Annotated in this window: 16 protein-coding genes and 1 riboswitch; of the genes, 8 read left to right on the top strand and 8 right to left on the bottom strand. The window is 68.8% G+C overall.

Annotated features, from left to right (window positions below; translation table 11 throughout):
• Positions 1-75: 75 nt before the first annotated feature.
• Complete coding sequence (locus BN1186_RS09770; protein WP_040283800.1) at positions 76-1,731, bottom strand: alpha-amylase family protein; 1,656 nt, start codon at positions 1,729-1,731, stop codon at positions 76-78.
• Between the two features lie 17 nt (positions 1,732-1,748).
• Positions 1,749-2,705 (bottom strand): TIGR03885 family FMN-dependent LLM class oxidoreductase, encoded by a 957-nt coding sequence (locus BN1186_RS09765; RefSeq protein WP_040283799.1) that lies wholly within the window; start codon positions 2,703-2,705, stop codon positions 1,749-1,751.
• An 87-nt stretch (positions 2,706-2,792) separates the two neighbouring features.
• Here BN1186_RS09765 and BN1186_RS09760 point away from each other — a divergent pair, with 87 nt between their 5' ends.
• Positions 2,793-3,272, top strand: coding sequence for a flavodoxin domain-containing protein (locus BN1186_RS09760; RefSeq protein WP_040283798.1), 480 nt, complete (start codon positions 2,793-2,795; stop codon positions 3,270-3,272).
• A 10-nt stretch (positions 3,273-3,282) separates the two neighbouring features.
• On the opposite strand, the gene BN1186_RS09755 is transcribed toward BN1186_RS09760, so the two are convergent.
• The 3 genes from BN1186_RS09755 to BN1186_RS09745 all read right to left on the bottom strand — a co-directional run bounded on the left by BN1186_RS09755 (position 3,283) and on the right by BN1186_RS09745 (position 7,048).
• Positions 3,283-4,035, bottom strand: a complete 753-nt coding sequence (locus BN1186_RS09755; RefSeq protein WP_052460008.1) for an extensin family protein — start codon at positions 4,033-4,035, stop codon at positions 3,283-3,285.
• A gap of 165 nt (positions 4,036-4,200) precedes the next feature.
• The gene (locus BN1186_RS09750) at positions 4,201-5,871 is read right to left on the bottom strand and encodes a DUF885 domain-containing protein (RefSeq protein ID WP_040283797.1); all 1,671 of its coding nucleotides are present in this window, start codon (positions 5,869-5,871) and stop codon (positions 4,201-4,203) included.
• Between the two features lie 124 nt (positions 5,872-5,995).
• On the bottom strand, positions 5,996-7,048 hold the full coding sequence (locus BN1186_RS09745) for an LLM class flavin-dependent oxidoreductase (RefSeq protein WP_040283796.1): 1,053 nt from the start codon (positions 7,046-7,048) through the stop codon (positions 5,996-5,998).
• A 162-nt stretch (positions 7,049-7,210) separates the two neighbouring features.
• Positions 7,211-7,269: riboswitch (guanidine-III (ykkC-III) riboswitch) on the top strand.
• 33 nt (positions 7,270-7,302) lie between these two features.
• Here BN1186_RS09745 and BN1186_RS09740 point away from each other — a divergent pair.
• The 3 genes from BN1186_RS09740 (at position 7,303) to BN1186_RS09730 (ending at position 9,589) form a co-directional block, all read left to right on the top strand.
• Entirely contained in the window at positions 7,303-7,617 is a 315-nt protein-coding gene (locus BN1186_RS09740; protein WP_040283795.1) for a DMT family transporter, read from the top strand.
• Complete coding sequence (locus BN1186_RS09735) at positions 7,617-7,988, top strand: DMT family transporter (protein WP_040283794.1); 372 nt, start codon at positions 7,617-7,619, stop codon at positions 7,986-7,988. The genes BN1186_RS09740 and BN1186_RS09735 overlap by 1 nt, the downstream gene beginning before the upstream one ends.
• 257 nt (positions 7,989-8,245) lie before the next feature.
• The gene (locus BN1186_RS09730) at positions 8,246-9,589 is read left to right on the top strand and encodes an ABC transporter substrate-binding protein (RefSeq protein WP_040283793.1); all 1,344 of its coding nucleotides are present in this window, start codon (positions 8,246-8,248) and stop codon (positions 9,587-9,589) included.
• A gap of 759 nt (positions 9,590-10,348) precedes the next feature.
• Here BN1186_RS09730 and BN1186_RS09725 read toward each other — a convergent pair.
• Complete coding sequence (locus BN1186_RS09725; protein ID WP_040283792.1) at positions 10,349-12,262, bottom strand: penicillin-binding transpeptidase domain-containing protein; 1,914 nt, start codon at positions 12,260-12,262, stop codon at positions 10,349-10,351.
• Between the two features lie 199 nt (positions 12,263-12,461).
• Between BN1186_RS09725 and BN1186_RS09720 the strand changes: the two genes are divergently transcribed.
• The 4 genes from BN1186_RS09720 to BN1186_RS09705 all read left to right on the top strand — a co-directional run bounded on the left by BN1186_RS09720 (position 12,462) and on the right by BN1186_RS09705 (position 17,087).
• A complete protein-coding gene (locus BN1186_RS09720) occupies positions 12,462-13,652 on the top strand; it encodes a TerC family protein (protein WP_040283791.1) in 1,191 nt (396 codons plus the stop codon).
• Between the two features lie 3 nt (positions 13,653-13,655).
• The gene (locus tag BN1186_RS09715; protein WP_040283790.1) at positions 13,656-15,020 is read left to right on the top strand and encodes an MFS transporter; all 1,365 of its coding nucleotides are present in this window, start codon (positions 13,656-13,658) and stop codon (positions 15,018-15,020) included.
• Between the two features lie 214 nt (positions 15,021-15,234).
• Positions 15,235-16,440: a sensor histidine kinase gene (locus tag BN1186_RS09710; protein WP_052460007.1), complete on the top strand. Its 1,206-nt coding sequence runs from the start codon at positions 15,235-15,237 to the stop codon at positions 16,438-16,440.
• A complete protein-coding gene (locus BN1186_RS09705) occupies positions 16,440-17,087 on the top strand; it encodes a response regulator (RefSeq protein WP_040283789.1) in 648 nt (215 codons plus the stop codon). The genes BN1186_RS09710 and BN1186_RS09705 overlap by 1 nt, the downstream gene beginning before the upstream one ends.
• 57 nt (positions 17,088-17,144) lie before the next feature.
• Here the strand turns inward: BN1186_RS09705 and BN1186_RS09700 are convergent, their stop codons facing one another.
• Both BN1186_RS09700 and BN1186_RS16360 read right to left on the bottom strand, forming a co-directional pair.
• Positions 17,145-17,753 (bottom strand): MBL fold metallo-hydrolase, encoded by a 609-nt coding sequence (locus BN1186_RS09700; RefSeq protein WP_040283788.1) that lies wholly within the window; start codon positions 17,751-17,753, stop codon positions 17,145-17,147.
• Positions 17,750-18,346 (bottom strand): TetR family transcriptional regulator, encoded by a 597-nt coding sequence (locus BN1186_RS16360; RefSeq protein ID WP_052460006.1) that lies wholly within the window; start codon positions 18,344-18,346, stop codon positions 17,750-17,752. Before BN1186_RS16360 ends, BN1186_RS09700 begins: the two co-directional genes overlap by 4 nt.
• Positions 18,347-18,367 lie beyond the last annotated feature (21 nt).

Below are 18,367 nucleotides of genomic sequence, written 5' to 3'. Positions count from 1 at the left end.
GAGTCGCTGCGGCCGCCCTTCACTTCGACCTGGCTCGTTCCTCGCCGGCGACGCTCAGGGACCAGCAACTCGCGCTCAGGGGCCAGGGATGACGCGGAACCAGCGGTAGCCGTAGCCGTCCAGGGCGACCTCCAGGCTGCCCTCATGAGCCACCAGCGACTGGTTGTCGAGCAGGTCCTGCACCACGTCGTCGGGCGTGAAGCCGTCGCGGATGGTGACGCTGGCCGCGTCGGCGGAGAAGTTGTGCACCGCCAGTACGGCGCTGCCCTCGAGCGAAACGCGGTGCGCCAGGACGGACCTGGATCCGCAGTCGAGCACCTCGAACTCGCCCCAACCGATCTCCGGGCGCTGACGGCGCACCGCGATCAGTGAGCGGATGAGCGACCAGAGCGACTCAGGATCGTGGCGCTGATCTGCGACGTTGACGTGATCCGGCCCGAAGCCGTCGGGCACCGGGCGCTGGATCAGCTTGCTGGGCGCCGCGTCGGAGAAGCCGCCGTTCTTGCTGCTGTTCCACTGCATGGGCGTGCGCACCGACATACGGCCCTCCGCTGCCAGGTCCTCGCCCATGCCGATCTCCTCGCCGTAGTACAGCGTGGGGGAGCCGGGCAGCGAGAACATCAGCGAGTACGCCATCCGCACGCGGCGGGGGTCGCCGTCGAACATCGGCGGCAGCCGACGCTTGAGGCCGCGGTCGTAGACCTGCATCTCCTCCTTCGGCCCGAACGCCTCGAAGACCTCCTCGCGCTCGGCGTCGGTCAGCTTGTCGAGGGTGAGCTCGTCGTGGTTGCGCAGGAACGTGGCCCACTGGCAGGTGCGGTGGATCTCGGGGCGGTCCTTGATGGCCTTGACCAGGGGCGCGGGATCCTCACGGGCGAAAGCGAGGTACGTGGCCTGCATGGCGATGAAGTCGAACATCATGTGCAGCTGATCGGCCCGCTCACCGCCGAAGAACTTCAGCTGATCGGCGTGCGGCACGTTGACCTCGCCCAGCAGCATCGCGTCGCCCTTGCGGCGGCCCAGGAAGTCGCGGATCTCGCGGATCACGTCGTGCGGGTCCACGTATTCCGTGGAACTGGGGGCCGTGTTCTGGTTCTGCAGGAGGAACGGCACGGCGTCGACGCGGAACCCGTCGATCCCCAGCTCCAACCAGAAGCCGACGGTGCGCAGGATCTCGTCCATCACCTTCGGGTTGGCGAGGTTGAGGTCCGGCTGGTGCTTGTAGAAGTGGTGCAGATACCACTGACCGGTGCGGTCGTCCTTCGTCCAGATCGAATCCTCTTCGCCGGGGAAGACCACCTCGTCGGAGGTGTCGCCGGGCTCGGTGTCGCGCCAGATGTAGTAGTCGCGGTACGGGTTGGTGGTGCTGCGCCGCGACGCGACGAACCAGGGGTGCTGGTCCGAGGTGTGGTTGACAATGAGGTCCGCGATCACGCGGATGCCGCGGCTGTGGGCGGTGCGGATCACCTCCACCAGTTCGCCGTGGTTGCCCAGGCGCGGGTCCACGCCGTAGAAGTCTTTGATGTCATAGCCGTCGTCGCGGTCAGGGCTGGGATAGAACGGCATCAGCCACAGCGTGTTGATGCCCAGTTCCGCCAGGTAGTCGATGCGGTGCGCCAGGCCCGCGAGGTCGCCCACGCCGTCGTTGTTGTGGTCAAAGTAGGTCTCGATGTCGAGGCAGTAGATCACTGCGCTCTTCCACCAGAGATCGCTGGTATCGGTGATCCTCATGCCTCTATCTGACCTTCTCACGCAAACTCAGGCAAGACCTGCGAGCCGAACGCGTCGATGAACGCGGCCTGCTCCTGGCCCACGAAGTGCAGGTACAGGTCCTCGAAACCGAGCTCCTCGTACTCCTTCAACCACGCCGTGTGCTGCGCGATGTGGTCAGAGATCCGGACACCCTCGTGGATGGCGTCCATCCCGACGTGCCGCGCAGCCGCGTCGAATCCTTCGACGGTGGCGATGTCCCACGTCAGCGGCGCCCCGACGGCGTTGCCCGCCCACTGCTCGTGCGCCAGCCGCTCTGCCGCGGCCATCGACGGGCCCCAGCTGAGGTGGATCTGCAGCGACAGCTTCCCCTTGCCGCCGGCGCCCCGGTAGGCGTCGATCACCTTGCGGAGGTTCTCGTGGCTCTGGTTGACGGTGATCAGGCCGTCGGCCCACTGCGCCACCCGCGCAGCGGATTCGGGCGAGACCGCGGGTGCGAGCAGCAACGGGGGCTCCTCAGGGCGGTCCCAGATGCGGGCGCGGTCAACGGTGACCAGGCCGTCGTGGGAGACCTCCTCGCCGTCCAGGAGACGACGGATGATGCCGACGCATTCGTCGAGCCGCTGCTCGCGGATCTCCTTGCGCGGCCAGCCACCGCCGGTGACGATCTCGTTCATCGCCTCGCCGCTGGCCAGCGCCGCCCAGAAACGGCCCGGGAACATCTGCGCGAGGGTGCCGATCTTCTGCGCCATGATCGCCGGGTGGTAACGCTGCCCCGGGGCGGTGACGGTGCCGAACGCGAGGTTGGTGCTGGCGAGCGCCGCGCCCAGCCAACTCCACGTGTAACCCGAATGCCCTTGGCTGGTGGACCAGGGCACCAGGTGGTCAGAGCACATCGCCATCTGGAACCCGGCGCGCTCCGCGTGCGACACGTCGGCAAGCAGTTGACGGGGCGAGGTCTGCTCGTGCGAGGCATGGAATCCGATGCGGGTCATGCCCCCAGTCCAACGGATTTCCGCGGTGTGTGCAACGTTCGTGGCCCCGCCGGAGCGCGTCGACGGGCAGTTGCTAGCGTGACGTGCATGGCCTCCATCCTCGTCGGTTACGCGACCCGCACCTCCTCCGCCCGCGACGTCGCGACCACAGTCGCCGACGTGCTGCGGGAGGGCGGCCACGACGTACGCGTGGCGGACCTGAAGGATGCGCCCGCCGTCGGGGATGAAGACCTGGTGGTGTTCGGCAGCGGCATCCACACCGGCAACTGGTACCCCGAGGCGGTCTCATGGGTGGGGCGGCATAGGGAGGCGCTCAAGCGCACCAGGGTCGCGGTGTACAACACGTGCCTCGGCGTGCGGGAGTCGCGGGAGCAGGGCCTGGGGTACAACTCCTCCATGGCCGGCCGGGTCGACGCGGAGTTCAGCGAGTCGTTCGCCGGCCGCTACGTGCCCGCCAAGGTCGGCTTCCTGCGGCGACTGTTCATGCGCACCATGCAGAAGCCCGCCCAGGACCACTTCGACGCCGAAGCCGTCCGCGCCTGGGCGCGCACCCTCATCGCTGGTTGAGCCGGTCGGCTCACCCAGCGGCGGCGACGTCGAGGAACGCGGCCCATCCGTCGACGGTGGCCAACGGTCGCGTGATCCCGTTGGCCCGCTGCACCTGGCGGACGGCGTCGGCGAGGGAGCGGAAGCCGCCGTCGCCGGGCACCTCCATCCCGAAGACCCACGTCAGGACGTTGCCCAGCAGGGACACGTGCGTGCGCGAGCCTCCATTGAAGCCGAACGGCTCGTAGCCGGAGACGCCGTTGTCGATGTGGATGTGGTTGTGGTGCTGCTCGTTGTAGCGGTAGGTCAGCGTGTAGTTGAAGTGCTTGGCCACGGAGGCGGCCAGCCGCCAGTAGAGCCGCAACCGGGCGGGGTCGTCGCCGTAGAGGTCGTAGCGGCAGGAGACCTCGGTGCCGTCGGCGTGGGTCAGCACGCCGAAGTCGAACGCGCGCCCGGCCGCGTGCCACGAGCCGCACTTGTCGACGTGGGCGCCGTAGGTGGACACTGCGGCGAGCGGGCCGAGGCCGCTGACCGCCGTCCAGTCCGCGGCCCAGGCCTGCAACTGCTCGACGAAGGCCGGGTCCGCGCTGAAGCTCTGCTCCGTGCCGGTGATCTCGTAGCGCAGGGGCGCGCCGCCCAGGGTGTCGAAGGCGACCAGCGCCTCCGGCTCGCGACACTCGGGTGCCGGGGCCGGCAGGTCGTCGACGAAATCCGGCACGATGCGGCCGCACGCGGCCAGCGGGAGGGCCGCGGCACCGAGGAGGAGGGCGCGCCGGGAACTCATGGCTTCCAGGGTAGAGCGGCGCGTCGGTGGTGGAATCCGCCGAAGGTCCCAGGCTGCGCTACCCAGGTCCCTGAGCGTGCCCGGCGACGAAGGAGCCGGGCACGACGAAGGGCGCCCACAGCGCGTCCAACTCCTCAACCACTGTGGTTGAACTCAGCGGCCAGGTCAGCCCTTGGCCAACGCCTCGCGGAGGGTGTCGAGACCCACCGAGCCGACGTCGAGGGCCCGGCGGTGGAAGGCCTTGATGTCGAACTTGTCGCCGGCGCGGGCGGCGGCCTCGTCGCGGGCCTGCTCCCACAGCCGCTGACCCACCTTGTACGACGGGGCCTGGCCGGGCCAGCCGAGGTAGCGGTCGAGTTCGAAGCGGAGGAACTCCTCCGCGTCGTTGACGTTGGCCTTGAGGAACTCCCATGCCTTCGGCTCGTCCCAGGTGCCGCCACCCCACTGTTCGGGGGCGTCCTTCTTCAGGTGCACGCCGATGTCGAGCACGACGCGCGCCGCGCGCATCCGCTGGGCGTCGAGCATGCCCATGCGGTCTCCCGGATCATCCAGGTAGCCGAGGTCCGCCATGAGCCGCTCTGCGTAGAGGGCCCAGCCCTCGCCGTGGCCGGAGACCCAGCACACGAGGCGGCGCCACGTGTTGAGCAGCTCCGAGCGGTAGATGGTCTGCCCCAGTTGGAGGTGATGGCCGGGCACGCCCTCGTGGTAGACGGTGGTCTTCTGGTTCCAGGTGGCGAACTTCTCCACCCCTTCCGGCACGGACCACCACATGCGGCCCGGGCGGGAGAAATCCGCCGACGGCGGGGTGTAGTAGATCGCGCCCGTGTTGCTGGGGGCGATCATGCACTCCAGCTTGCGCACCGGCTCCGGGATGTCGAAGTGGACATCGGCCAGCCCGGCGACGGCCTGATCCGAGGTCTGCTGCATCCAGCTCTTGAGGGCGTCCACGCCGTGGAGTTGGCGGTTGACGTCGTCGTCGAGGCGCTGCATCGCCTCCTGCGGGGAGGTTCCCTCGCCGTAGAGCTGCATGGCGATGTCGTCCTGCTCAGCGACGATGCGGGCCAGCTCCTCGAGGCCCCACTCGTAGGTCTCGTCGAGGTCGATGCGGGCGCCCAGGAAGTAGCGGGAGAAGCGCTCGTAGCGCTCGCGGCCCACGGCGTCGTCCTGCGGGGCGTGCGGGGCGAGTTCGCGGAGGGCGTCGGCCAGCCTGCCGTAGGCCTCGCGGGCGAAATCCGCGTGACGGCCCAGTGCCGCCGACGTGGCGTCGGGCACCTGGGCGGAGGCGGCGAACGTCGACCAGAACGAACCCTCCCTGGCTAGTCCTTCGGCCTGCTTGATGCCGATCTCCACCTGGCGGATGGCCGGGAACGGGATGCCTTCGGTTGCCGCCGCGTGACGCAGCGACTCGATGTAGCCATCGATGGCGCCCGGCACGTTGGCCATGCGCTCGCTGATGATCTCCCACTGCTCGTGGGTGTCTGTGGGCATCAGGTCGAAGATGTCGCGGATGCCCTGCAATGGGGAGGCGAGGTTGTTGAGGGCGGCGTAGCTCTCGCCCGCGTCGTGCAGCTCGAGATCCAGCGACAGCCGCTCCGTCATGGCGGCGGCGGTCACCTCGTCGATCTCATCCTGAGGCTCCGTCTGCCTGACCTCCTCCAGCGTGTCCCGCGTGGCGCTGGCCAGGGTGTCGAGGCCGGCGGGGGAGAAGTCGTCGAGCAGATGGTCGTGGCCGGGGATGCCCCAGCTCGTCGCAGAGGTGGGCGAGAGCTTGGCCAGGGTGCCGACGAACTCGTCGGCCACCTTGTCGAGGGGCGTGCTTGAGCGGGTCTCAGTCATGGCCCCGACGCTAGCACCGCCCCCTGACACGCGCGGCGGGGATGCGCCGTGAGCAATTGGATAGGGTCACGGCGCGACACGCCGGGGAAAATGGCCTATCTGTGCCACGACCCCATCCAATTGCTCACGGCAGGGCTCCGCCGTCGGCGAGCATGTCCTTGACGAGGGGGACCACCCGGGTGCCGTACAGCTCGATGGAGCGCATGATGGCCTCGTGGGAGAGCTTCCCGGCGGACACCTTCAGCTGATAGCGGGTCGCGCCCAGCGCCAGCATCCCGTCGGCGATCTTCCGGGCGACGGTCTCGGGCGAGCCGACGGCCATGGAGCCGTGCGCTGCCTCCTGCTCGAAGTGCTCGCGGCCCATGTTGCCCCAGCCGCGCTCGCCGCCGATCCGGCGGTTCTGCTCCAGCCAGGCGGGGTAGAGCTGCTCGAGCGCCTCGTCGTCGGTGGGCGCGAGGTGGCCGTAGGAGTGGTAGCCGATGGGCTGGGGCTCCTTGCCGAACTCGGCCAGGGCCCGACGGTACAACTCGGTGAACGGGGCGAAGCGGGCGGTGGGGCCGCCGATGATCGCCAGCATCAGGGGAAGACCGTGCGACGCGGCGCGCACCACCGACTCTGGGCTGCCACCCACCGCGACCCACGTCTTCAACGGTCCGTTGGCCAGGGGCGGGAACAACTCGACGTTGTCGAGGTCCTGCGTGAGCGTGCCGTCCCAGGTGTGTCGCCCTCCGTGGATGAGCTGCGCGAACAGGGCGAGCTTCTCCTCGAACAGCTCCTGGTAGTCCTTGAGGCTGTAGCCGAACAGTGGGAAGGACTCGGTGAAGGAGCCCCGGCCCACGACGATCTCCGCGCGGCCGTTGCTGATGGCGTCGAGCGTGGAGAAGCGTTCGAACACGCGCACCGGGTCGTCGGAGCTGAGCACAGTGACGGCCGACGCCAGCTTGAGGCGCTGGGTGCGCGCGGCAATGGCGGCCAGCACCATCTCGGGTGAGGAGATCGCGAAGTCGTCGCGGTGGTGTTCGCCGATGCCGATGGCATCGAGGCCCACCTCGTCGGCGAGCACGCCCTCGTCGACCACGTTGCGCACCACCTGATCGTGGGGCAGCAGGGCGCCGTCGGGGCCAGCAGTCACGTCGCCGAAGGTGTCGATGCCGAATTCCAGTGCGTTGAGGTCCATACCCACTCCAACAATGTTTAGGGTTCAACTATTCCGTCAGTCTAGCCGTCCACGGCCACGCGGTGGGCAGGTGCAAGTTGTGCAGGAACTCCGCTGCACAACTTGCACCTGCCTGGCCCGGGGTCGCGGGAGGTCGACGGCGGTGCGACCTTGCTAGAATCCGTACCGGCGACCCGCCCCGGACGACGGATCAGTACCCGGTGAAGACAAGACTGGCCCCCTAGCAGAGGGCGGATCAAGAAGGAGTTGTCTTCATGGATTGGGTCATCCTCTTGGCCTCCGGCGTGCTGGAAGCCGTGTGGGCCACCGCGCTCGGACGGTCGAACGGCCTACGCCGCCCCTTCCCCACCACTGTTTTCGTGGTGGCATCCATCCTCAGCCTCGGCGGCCTCGGCATCGCGCTCAACACGCTCCCCACGGGCACCGCCTACGCGGTGTGGACCGCCACCGGCGCATCCCTGACCGTGCTGTGGGCCATGCTGACCCGCACTGAACCCGCCAGCGTGAAGAAGGTGCTGCTGCTCGTCGGCATCGTCACCTGCGTGGTGGGCCTGAAGGTGGTGGCGTGATGCGTTTGCCACGTACCTGGGCCTGGCCCACTCTCCTGGTCAGTGCCGTGCTCGAGGCCGTCTGGGCCAATGCGCTCTCCGCGAGTGAGAGCTTCACCAACCTCGGCCCCACCGTGCTGTTCCTGATCACCGTCATCCTCTCGACGGTGGGCCTCGGCCTGGCGATGAACCACATCCCCACCGGCACGGCCTACGCGGTGTGGACCAGCCTCGGCGCCATCCTCACCGTCGGATACTCCACGCTGACGGGCAACGAGGACATGTCCTGGCTCAAGGCGCTGTTCCTGGCCGTCATCATCACCTGCGTCATCGGGCTTAAACGGATGGACGGCACCCGACCGCCGGACGACGACGTCGACCTGGCGCGCTGAGCCCCCCGGCCCGCGTCGCCAGTTGGCTGAGCAGGTGCAAGTTGTGCAGCGGAGTCCCTGCACAACTTTCCCTTGCCTAGCAAGACGCTCGACGGCGACTCCAGGCAGGTGCAAGTTGTGCAGCGGAGTCCCTGCACAACTTGCACCTGCCCGTCTGGATCCGCAGGGTCCGTCGGCGGGGCGGAACCAGGACGCACCGCCCGGCCGTTGACAGCTACTGGCATTCTTGGGGATGAGCCTGAGTGAGGAGGTCCCCGATGAAGCGCCGCCTGTTCCTTGCCGCCGCAGCCAGCGGCGCCGTCGCGGCGTGCGCGCCCGGCACCGTCGTCGAACCGACCCCCACACAGACCTCCCTCGCCCCGGTGGACCGCGACCTCGCTGACCTCGGCGACGTCACCCTCACCGTCTGGGATCAGGAGATCCGCGGCGGGCAGAACGACCAGATCCAGGAACTCAACGCCCAGTTCGAGGAGGCTCACCCCAATGTGAGCATCCGGCGGCTGTCCCAGTCGTTCGACGATCTGCGCAAGCAGACCACGCTGGCTCTTTCGGGCAACGAGGTGCCGGACGTGGTGCAGGTCAACAACGCCCGCGCCGACATGGGGGCCTTCGTCAGCGCCGGGCAGCTCCTCGACCTCAGTTCCTTCGCCAAGACCTACGGCTGGGCCCAGCGCTTCCCTGCGTCGGTGCTCAGCAAGATGAGCTACTCCACCGACGGCGTCACCTTCGGCGAGGGCAACCTCTACGGGCTCCCTCAGACCGGCGAGATCGTGGGCGTCTACTACCGCCAGGACACCCTCGACAGGCTGGGCGGGAAGCTGCCGGGCACGTGGGACGAGTACTTCCAGTTGCTCGACGCCGCCCGCGGCGCCGGCATGCAGCCCATGGTGCTCGGCAACCTGGACAGGTGGCCCGCCCTCCACGTCTTCGGCCCCCTCCAGGCCGCGTTTGTCGATGCCGACGAGGTGGTCAAGCTCGGTATGGGCATCGTCGGCAGCAGGTGGACCAGCCAAGGAAACCTCGAGGCGCTCACCAAGTTCGCCGCCTGGGCCGCTGAGGGCTACCTCGGAGACTCCCCGAACGGCACGGATTACGACTCGGCCTGGCGCGCCTTCACCGAGGGCAATGCCGCGTTCCTCCCCGCCGGCAGTTGGCTGGCTGCAGACCTGGAGGCCGCCGTCGGGGAGGGCCTGCGGTTCATGGCCCCGCCCGTGGGGGCCGACGGCGCCCTGGCCACCACCGGCGGCACCGGTATCCCGTGGTCCATCCCGGCGAATGCGGCCCACCCGGAGGTTGCCGCGGCGTACCTGGATTTCATCACCACCGAGAAGGCGATGGAGACCATCGCCGCGCACGGAGTGATGCCCGTGCTGCGCGCCGCTGAGCTCGCGCCCGAAGCGGGCGTCAACCGCGATGTGTATGAGGCCTTCGCCACCGTGTCTGAACAGGGCACTCTGTTGCCGTACCTCGACTACGCCACACCGTCGTTCGCCGATACCGCGGGCACGGTGTTCCAGGAGCTGATCGGCGGGCAGAAGGACCCAGAGGCCGCGGCCGCCGCGTTGCAGGCGGATTACGCGGAGTTCACCCGCGCTGGTTGAGCCCGCGAGCTGTTGAGGCGGCGAGTTTCACGAGCGGTGGCGGTCCTCACGCTGGTTGAGCCCGCGAGTTTCACGAGCGGTGTCGAACCGGTGAGTTTGCAGGCAAGGTTGATGAGAAGCTCACCGGGTTTCGACACGGTCGCGCCTCTCGCAAGCTCGGGGGCGACCGGCTCAACCAGCGGTGCTACTTCGTCGCAGAGCGCGGCTCAACCAGCGGGCGCGCTGCGGAAGCACGAGTGAGGGGCGCCGACCGACTCGACGCCCCCCGATGAGCAATTGGATAGGGTCACGGATTCCGTAACGCGGTTACACGGCGTGTCGCTGCGACGACCCCATCCAATTGCTCACGGAAATCAACGGGGAGCGAGGCGACCCGAATGGGGGGTTAGGTGTTGTGTTGAGCTGTCGGATCGACTGCGGGCGCCCTGGTCCCTGAGCGTCGCGCTCCGCGCGGCGTCGAAGGGCGGCCGTAGCGTGATGTGACCTGGACCCTGGTGGGTGAGGTGTCGGACCGACTGCGGGGGCCCGTCACTGCGACCTGCCCGGCGCTTCGCGCTGGGGTAGGCTCAGTACAAGCGTCGTTCGCTGGCTCGCACCCTTCGGCCAGACGCGCTGCTCGTTACTTCGACCATTCGTTCGTTCCGCGCGAATGGCTCAGCACGGCGCCTCGCAGGCGCCTGGCTCAGGACAGGAGCTCGCTGGCGAACGCTCAGGGACCGACTGCGGGGCCCTCGTCGCTCAGGGATTGGGCGCGGACGCTCAGCTGAACAGGGCCGTGATCAGCGGGGCGGCGGTGGTGCCGCCACTGTCGCCCACCTCGACGAACGCCGAGACCGCGACGGTGTCGTTGTAGGCGATCATCCACGCATGCGTCTGCTGCTGGCCGGCGGGACCCCACTGGGCGGTGCCGGTCTTCGCGCCGATCATGGTGCCCTTCAGCGACTGAGCCGTACCCGTGTCCACCGTCGCCTTCATCATGGCCTGCAGGCCCTGCGCCTCGGCGGCCGTCAGCGGCGCCGCCGTCGGCTTGGCCTCGTGGCCTTTCACCAGCCACGGGATCACCGTGCGGCCCGAACCCACCGAGGCGGCCACCGAGGCCATGCCCAGCGGCGACATGGTGACCTGGCCCTGGCCGATCATCGACGCGGCCCTGTCGATCCGGCTGCCCGGCGCCACCGTGCCGAAGTTCGACGTGAACCCGGCATCGTAATCAGTGCCCACGCCCAGCGACCCCGCCGCCGCAGCCAACTGCTCCGAGGTGACCTGCTCCGCCCCGGCGACGAACGCCGTGTTGCACGAGTACTTGAACGCATCCGTCAGCGTGATGGCGCCGGTGTGGCCGTAGCCGGTGTAGTTGCCGAACGTGTAGGTGTCCACCGGCAGCGTGGCCGGGCACTGCACCGTCGATGACGGGCCCACCCCGTGGCGCATCATCGCCAACGCGGAGACCACCTTGAACGTGGAGCCCGGGGCGAACTTGCCGAATGTGGCGTGCGGGTAGGTGCCCCCCGTGGGCGACTGTGCCGCGGCGAGCACCCCACCGTCGGCCAGGTTGATGACCACCAGCGTGGCCAGGCCCTCCTGCGTGCTGAGCACCTCCTCCGCCTTGGTCTGGAGGTCTCGGTCCAGGCTGAGGTCGATGCCCTCGCTGACCGATTCGTCCTGCTGGAACAGCGTGCGCGGCTCCATGGGGGTGGGCGACGGCGACGCGCCCTCCGGCGCCGCCCGCGACACCAGATCCACCCGCATCATGGGCACGCCGCGCAACTGCTCGTCGTAGCGCGACTGCAGGCCGGAGCGGCCCACCCTGTCGTTGACGCTGAGCTTGCCCTCCGACGCCTCGATCATCTCCGCCGTGGGCTCACCCACCGTGCCGAGGATGGATGCCGCGAACGTGGAACTGGGCCCCAGCACCGCGCGGATCTCCCGCACGTGGCGGCCCGGCACGTCCGCGACCCCCGCGGGGATCTCCACCTGGGGCAACGTCTTGGCGATCACGAACGCCCTCGGCCCGGCGCCCAGCACCTTGGCGGTGTAGGCCTCCGCATCCATCTCGAGGAGCCCTGCCAGTTGCGCGGCGACGGTAGCCCACTGCCCCTCGTCGATCCGCGCCTTGTCGAGCCCCACCTCGTACAGCGCGCGTTCCTCCACCAGCGCCAGGCCGGTGTTGTCGTTGATGGGGCCGCGGCGGGCCTCCTCCTGCGCGAACCGCAGCCGCGTCTGCTCCGTCAGCTCAGGGTGGACCACGCTGGGGGCCCACTCGAGCAGCCACTCGCCGTCCTGGAGCGTGAAGGTGGCGGGCGTGGCGTAGGACCAGTCGTCCTCGCCCATCGCGAACGACACCGTCAGCGTGCCGACGGCCTGCTCGCCCTCGTAGGCCAGTTCGCCGGCCTCGAACGTGGGGTAGTGGCCGTCCATGCCGCTGAAGATCGTGGTGAGGTCTTCCTGCGCGGCGGCAGGATCCGTGGTCATGGCGACGGTGGACACGTCGTTGGCGGTCAGTGCGGCCGCCAGATCCGCCAGCTCAGAGGTGGCCTCCGGCAGATCCGCGGGGGGTGAGGCGGCGGCCGAGGCGGGCGACTCCGCGCCGCCGGGGGTGTCCGCCTCGTCGCCTGGAGTGCACCCCGAGGCGAGCAGGACGGCGGTCAGTGCCGCGGCCAGGAATCTGCGCATGGGAGCCTCCTTGTATCGGTGTCCCAGGCTACCTTCAGCCCCCGACAGTTCCCCGCAGTGGCGCGCCAGGCGGCCGGGCCCGCCCGCCATTTTCTGGGTGCGCCCGAGGCGGGGGTACACTTGCCGGGTCATCGACGTTGGCCCTGAAGGGTACCGGTGGCGCACCAAGCCCCCGTATCACTGGCTAGGAGTATGCCGAATGACCAACGTTCCACTGTGGGTGTGGGGAATCACCATCGTCGTGATCCTCGGACTGCTCGCGTTCGACTTCATCTTCCACGTTCGTAAGGCGCACGTCCCGACGCTGAAGGAGGCCGCCGTCTGGTCGGCCATCTACGTGGGCCTCGCCCTGCTCTTCGGCGTGCTGGTGTGGGTCTTCGGCGGCGCGCAGATGGGCGCCGAATACTTCGGCGGCTACATCACAGAGAAGGCGTTGAGCGTCGACAACCTGTTCGTCTTCCTCATCATCATCTCCAGCTTCGCCGTGCCCCGCGAAGACCAGCAGAAGGTGCTGCTGTTCGGCATCGTGTTCGCCCTCATCGCCCGCACCGGCTTCATCTTCGCCGGCAAGGCGATCATCGACAACTTCTCCTGGGCCTTCTACCTCTTCGGCCTGATCCTCATCATCACGGCGGGCAAACTGCTCGCCCCGGAGAAGGAGGGCGACGACGAGGCGGACAACTTCATCATCCGCCTGGCCAAGAAGTACCTCCACACCACAGACCACTACGACGGCGACAAGCTGTTCACCTACGAGAACGGCAAGCGCGTCCTCACCCCGATGCTGCTGGTCATGGTGGCCATCGGCGGCACCGACATCCTCTTCGCGCTCGACTCCATCCCGGCCATCTACGGCCTCACCCAGAACGTGTTCATCGTGTTCACCGCCACCGCGTTCTCACTGATGGGGCTTCGCCAGCTGTACTTCCTCATCGACGGCCTGCTGGACCGCCTCGTCTACCTCAATTACGGCCTGGCGTTCATCCTCGGCTTCATCGGTGTGAAGCTCATCCTCCACGCCCTCCACGAGAACCAGCTCCCGTTCATCAACGGCGGCGACCCGGTTCCCGTGTTCGAGATCGGGATCGCCCACTCACTGATCGTCATCATCGTCTCCCTCGCCGTCACCGTCGTCGCGTCGCTGCTCAGCCCCACCGGCAAGATCAAGACGGCGGTGCGCAACGTCGAGCGCCACGCCATCAGCTACCTCCACACCGAGTACCACGGCTCTGAGGCAGACCATGAGGCCACCTACCAGGACATGCTGCGTGCGGCCGAGCGCCTGAAGACGCTCGACCAGGACAAGGTCACCGAACTGATGGACGAGACCGGCACCTACGAGGCGGTGCAGAAGGCCCACGCGCTGCGTGCCAGCATGCGGCACGGCTGACCCATGGGGGTTCTCGGAGCGCTGAAGCGCCTCTGGCGGCATGCGGCGTTCCGCCGGCTCCTGACGCTCAGGCTGCTGAGCCAGGCCGCCGACGGCACGCTCCAGGTGGGCATGGCGTCCTACATCCTGTTCTCACCGCAGAGCCAACCCAACGCCTGGGCGATCGCCGGCGTACTGGCGCTGACCCTGCTGCCGTTCACCGTCATCGGCCCGTTCGCCTCGCCGCTGCTGGACCGTTGGTCCCGCCGCAACGTGGCGCTCTACTCGGATCTCACCAGGGCGGCCCTCTCCGTGGTCATCGGGGTGATCATCTTCACCGGCGCCACGACGGGGGTCTGGTCCATCGTCCTCTTCGGCGCCCTGCTGATCGCGATGAGCGTCAACCGGTTCATGCTGGCCGGGCTCTCGGCCGGCCTGCAGCACACCGTCGAGGATGACGAGTACCTCACCGCCTCGTCGATCCTCCCGACGGTGGGTCCGCTCGGCGTGGTGATCGGCGCCATCGTCGGGGTGGCCGTCCGCTTCGGGTTCGACGGCGTGCTGGCGGCCCACCAGGCGGATTCGCTGGTCTTCGGGCTGGCCGCCGTGCTGTTCCTGGGCTCGGTGTGGACGTGCCGCGGATTCGCCCCCGCGGCCCTCGGCCCCACCGCCCCGTGGGTTGAGCCGGCGAGCGCAGCGAGCAGTGTCGAAACCGCGGGGGACGTCGTGGCCGGATTGGCGGAGGCTGCGCGACACCTGCGCACCCGCCCCGTCGCTCTGATCGCGCTGCTGCAGATGGCCGTCACGCGTCTGCTGTTCGGGCTGCTCAGCGTGGCGGTCATCCTCGCGGCCAGGCACCTGTGGCACCCGGCGGACAAGCCGGAACTGGCGCTCGCGGACCTGGCGGTCTGGGGCCTGGCCACGGGCGCGGGCTTCATCCTGTCCGCCCCGCTGGTTCCGGTGCTGGTGCGGCCGTGGGGCCTGCGCCGCACTGCGATCGGCCTGCTCGTGCTGGGCGCGGCATCCTCCGTCGTGATCGCCCTGACCACCTCGAAGCTGGTGATCTTCGTCACGAGCTTCTTCGTGGGCCTGGCGGTGCAGTCCTTCAAGATCTGCGTCGACACCATCGTTCAGGCCCACGTCGGCGAGCAGTTCAAGGGCCGGGTGTTCACGTTCTACGACATGGGTTTCAACGGCGCCTTCGTCACGGCCGGCGTGCTGGCGGCGTTCGTGCTGCCGCCCACCGGCCTCAGCATGGTGGCCTTCCTGGGTATCGCCGCCGGCTACCTGGCGTGCGCCGCCTGGCTCTCCGCAGCGGCCCGCAGGCTGGGTCACGCCGCTTTCGAACGCGGCACCGGGGCCTCACCGCCGCCTGAGCGTCACATGTAGTCAGTCTGTGGCCTCGGCCCAGAGTTGACGGCGCCGCTCGGCCTTCTGACGGTCCACCACGGCTACCACCACGGAACTCAGGGCGACGAGGCCGATCAACCACAACAGCTTGCGCATCATGCTCCCAATCTACCCGGGTCAGACCGCGGGCCGGTCGATCAGCGCCCACGGTCTGACGGCATTGCGGGCTCCCAGGGCCTAGTCTGACAGCACGATGGGCAAGTTCCGGCAATCGCGCGACGGGCGCACCTTCCTCAAGGACGGTGCCCTGGCGTTGGCCTGCCTGCTGGGCACGACGGTGCCGCTGCTGGCTGTGGGCCGGGCTGACTTCTTCTGGCCCGCGTTCGGCTGGACGCTGCTGATGTGCGCGGCGCTGGTCTTCCGCCGGCTCGTCCCGCTGCTCGCGCTGACCCTGCTCGCCGGGGCGGGTGTCGGCATGGTGCTCACGCTCGGCGTGCCGCTCCCAGCGCTGCTGGCAGTGCCGCTGGTGATCTACAGCGTGGGCCGCTATCAACGGCTCTTCGCAGGTTTCTTCGTGCTCCTGTTCGCCATCGCCGGCTCCATCGCCGGGCCGGCGAGCTGGACCACCGCGCTGCCGGAGCAGTACCGCTTCCTGGGCACGTCGCTGCTCGTGGTGCTGTGCCTGACGATCGTGGGCCTGGCCTACCTCTGGGGCCGCCTCCAGCGCCAACTGAGGCTCGCCGAGGCGCTCGACCGGGAGATCGTCACAGAACGGTTCATCGCGGCGCAGAAGCACTCCGAGCAGGAGATCCAGCTCGCCGAGGGCAGGGCCCGCACCCAGGTGGCGCAGGAACTGCACGACGTACTGGCCCACTCACTGTCGATCATCGTGGTGCAGGCCGAGGGCGCCAAGGCGCTGACCGCCAAGCGCCCGGAGGCCGCGGTTGAGGCCCTCGGCGTCATCGCGGAGACGGGCCGCAAGTCCATCGCCGAGGTCCGCCGCATCGTCGCGCTCATGCGGGGCGATGAGAAATCCCCGCAGTTCGGCCCCGCACCCACCCTGGCCCAGATCCCGACGCTGGTGGAAGGGGCCGGGGACCGGGTCTCGCTGGAGGTCCGCGGCGAGCCGCCCCTGGTGCCGGAGTCGTTGGGCCTGGCCGCCTACCGTGTCGTGCAGGAGGCCGTGACGAACTTCCTCAAACACGCGGGCACGACGGCGCGCGCCACCGTCCGGGTCACCTACGACGTCGACGGGATCGAGATCCTCGTGCGCGACGACGGCGTGGGCTCCCTCGCCTCCACGGACGGGCAGGGGTCCGGGGTGCGGGGAATGCGCGAGCGCGTCACGGCGATGGGCGGCGAGATCTCCGCCGGACCCCGCGCGGGTGGAGGATATGAGGTGAAGGCCCGGCTGCCCATGCCGAGCCGTATCGGTGCGAGTTGGCTGAGGGAGAACTGATGATCAAGGTGCTGTTGGCAGACGACCAGTCGCTGGTGCGCAGCGGATTCCGCATGCTCATCGATTCAGCCGACGACATGGAGGCCGTCGGCGAGGTGGACAACGGGCAGCAGGCGGTGGACATGGTCAGGTCCCGCCCAGTCGACGTCGTGCTGATGGACATCCGGATGCCCGTGATGGACGGCACCGAGGCCACCCGGCAGATCTCAGAGCTGGGCGGCAACACCAAGGTGCTGGTGCTGACCACCTTCGACCTCGACGACTACGTGTTCGCCGCCCTCCGTAACGGCGCAAGCGGGTTCCTGCTCAAGGATGCCCGCCCCGAGGAACTCCTGGGCGCCATCCGGTCGGTCGCGGCAGGCGACGCGGTGGTCGCCCCGTCGGCCACGCGCCGGCTCCTCACCCATTTCGCGGACAAGCTGCCCGGCACCGCTCCCGCGGCCGAGAGCAGGCTCGAAGTGCTCACCGAGCGGGAGAACGAGGTGTTGCGCGAGGTCGCCCGCGGGGCGAACAACACGGAGATCTCCCAGCGGTTGTACATGGCGGAGGGCACCGTGAAGACCCACATCGGCCGGCTGCTGAGCAAGCTCGGCGCGCGGGACCGCGTGCACCTGGTGCTGATCGCCCTCGAGTGCGGCGTGCGCTAGCTGGTCCCTGAGCATCGCTGGCTCCTTCGTCGCTGGCGAACGCTCAGGGACCGGGGTTCACCAGCCGCGGGCGATCCACTCGGCGCGGGCGGGGCGCTCAGCCCCGATGGTGGTCGACGGGCCGTGGCCGGTGTGCACCGCCGTCGCGTCGGGCAGCGACAGCAGCCGCTGCGTGATCGAGGCGATGATCTGCTCGAAGCTCGAATAGTCCCACCGGGTGGCGCCGGGGCCGCCCTCGAAGAGGGCGTCACCGCTGAACACGCAGCCCAGATCCTCCGAGACCAGCGACGACGAACCAGGCGTGTGCCCGGGGGTGTGCCGCACCTCCAACTCGATGCCCGCCACCGGCAGGCGCTCGCCGTCGGCCAGCGGCACGAAGCCCGCGTCGCCGTGCTGTTCAGACCACAGGAAGCGGTCCGCTTCGCCCAGCCGGATGGGGGGTTCGCCCACCAGGGACGCGAACTCCAGCGCGGCGCCCACGTGATCCCAGTGGCCGTGGGTCAGCACGATCTGCGTGACCCGGCGGCCGCCCACCGCTTCGGCGACGGCAGCGGCGTCGTGCGCCGGGTCGATCACGACGACCTCCGCGTCGTTGCCGATCAGCCACACGTTGTTCTCGTGGCCCTCTCCGTTGTCGGTGACGAGCTTGCTGATGCGTGCGGTCACTGTCGGGTTCCTTCCAGCGGTTCGATGAGGTGGCGGGTGGCCAGCGTGATCAGCCGGAGCGACTCCTCCTGCTTACCGATGAGCTGCGGCGAGTAGTACAGCGCCTCGATGATCTGCAGCATGTCCATCACGGGCACGATGAGCCGGGTGTGGGCCCGCTGGGATGCCTGCTCCAACACCTCGGCGTAGAGCGGCCACAGATCCTCGCGGGCGGCCTCCAGGCGAACGGCGAACTCCGGGCGGCGCGCGGCGCGCAGCGCCAACTCCACCTGCGTGGCATGCAGTTCAGGGGTGAGCTGCCCGACGCCCAGGACCGCGGCGACCACGTCGTCGTGCCCGATCCGGTCCGGCATGTCCGCCAGCACGCCACGGAACCGCTGCGCGACGTCCTCCGCCACCTGACGGGCGACCGCGATGCACAGATCGTCCTTGCTGCTGAAGTTCGAGTAGAAGGCGCCCCGTGTGAAGCCTGCGGCCTCGCACAGTTGTTCGACGCTGGTGGCGTCGATGCCGTCGCGCCCGAACTCGTTGATCGCCGCCTCCACGAGGCGCGCGCGGGTGGCACGACGGCGGGCCGTGTCCTGCATCTCCATTTGGGCCTCCACATTTTCAAG

The sequence above is a fragment of the Tessaracoccus massiliensis genome, assembly GCF_000826065.2.
GTDB classification, from domain to species: Bacteria; Actinomycetota; Actinomycetes; order Propionibacteriales; family Propionibacteriaceae; genus Arachnia; species Arachnia massiliensis_A.
This window is presented reverse-complemented; position numbering and strand designations above follow the sequence as displayed.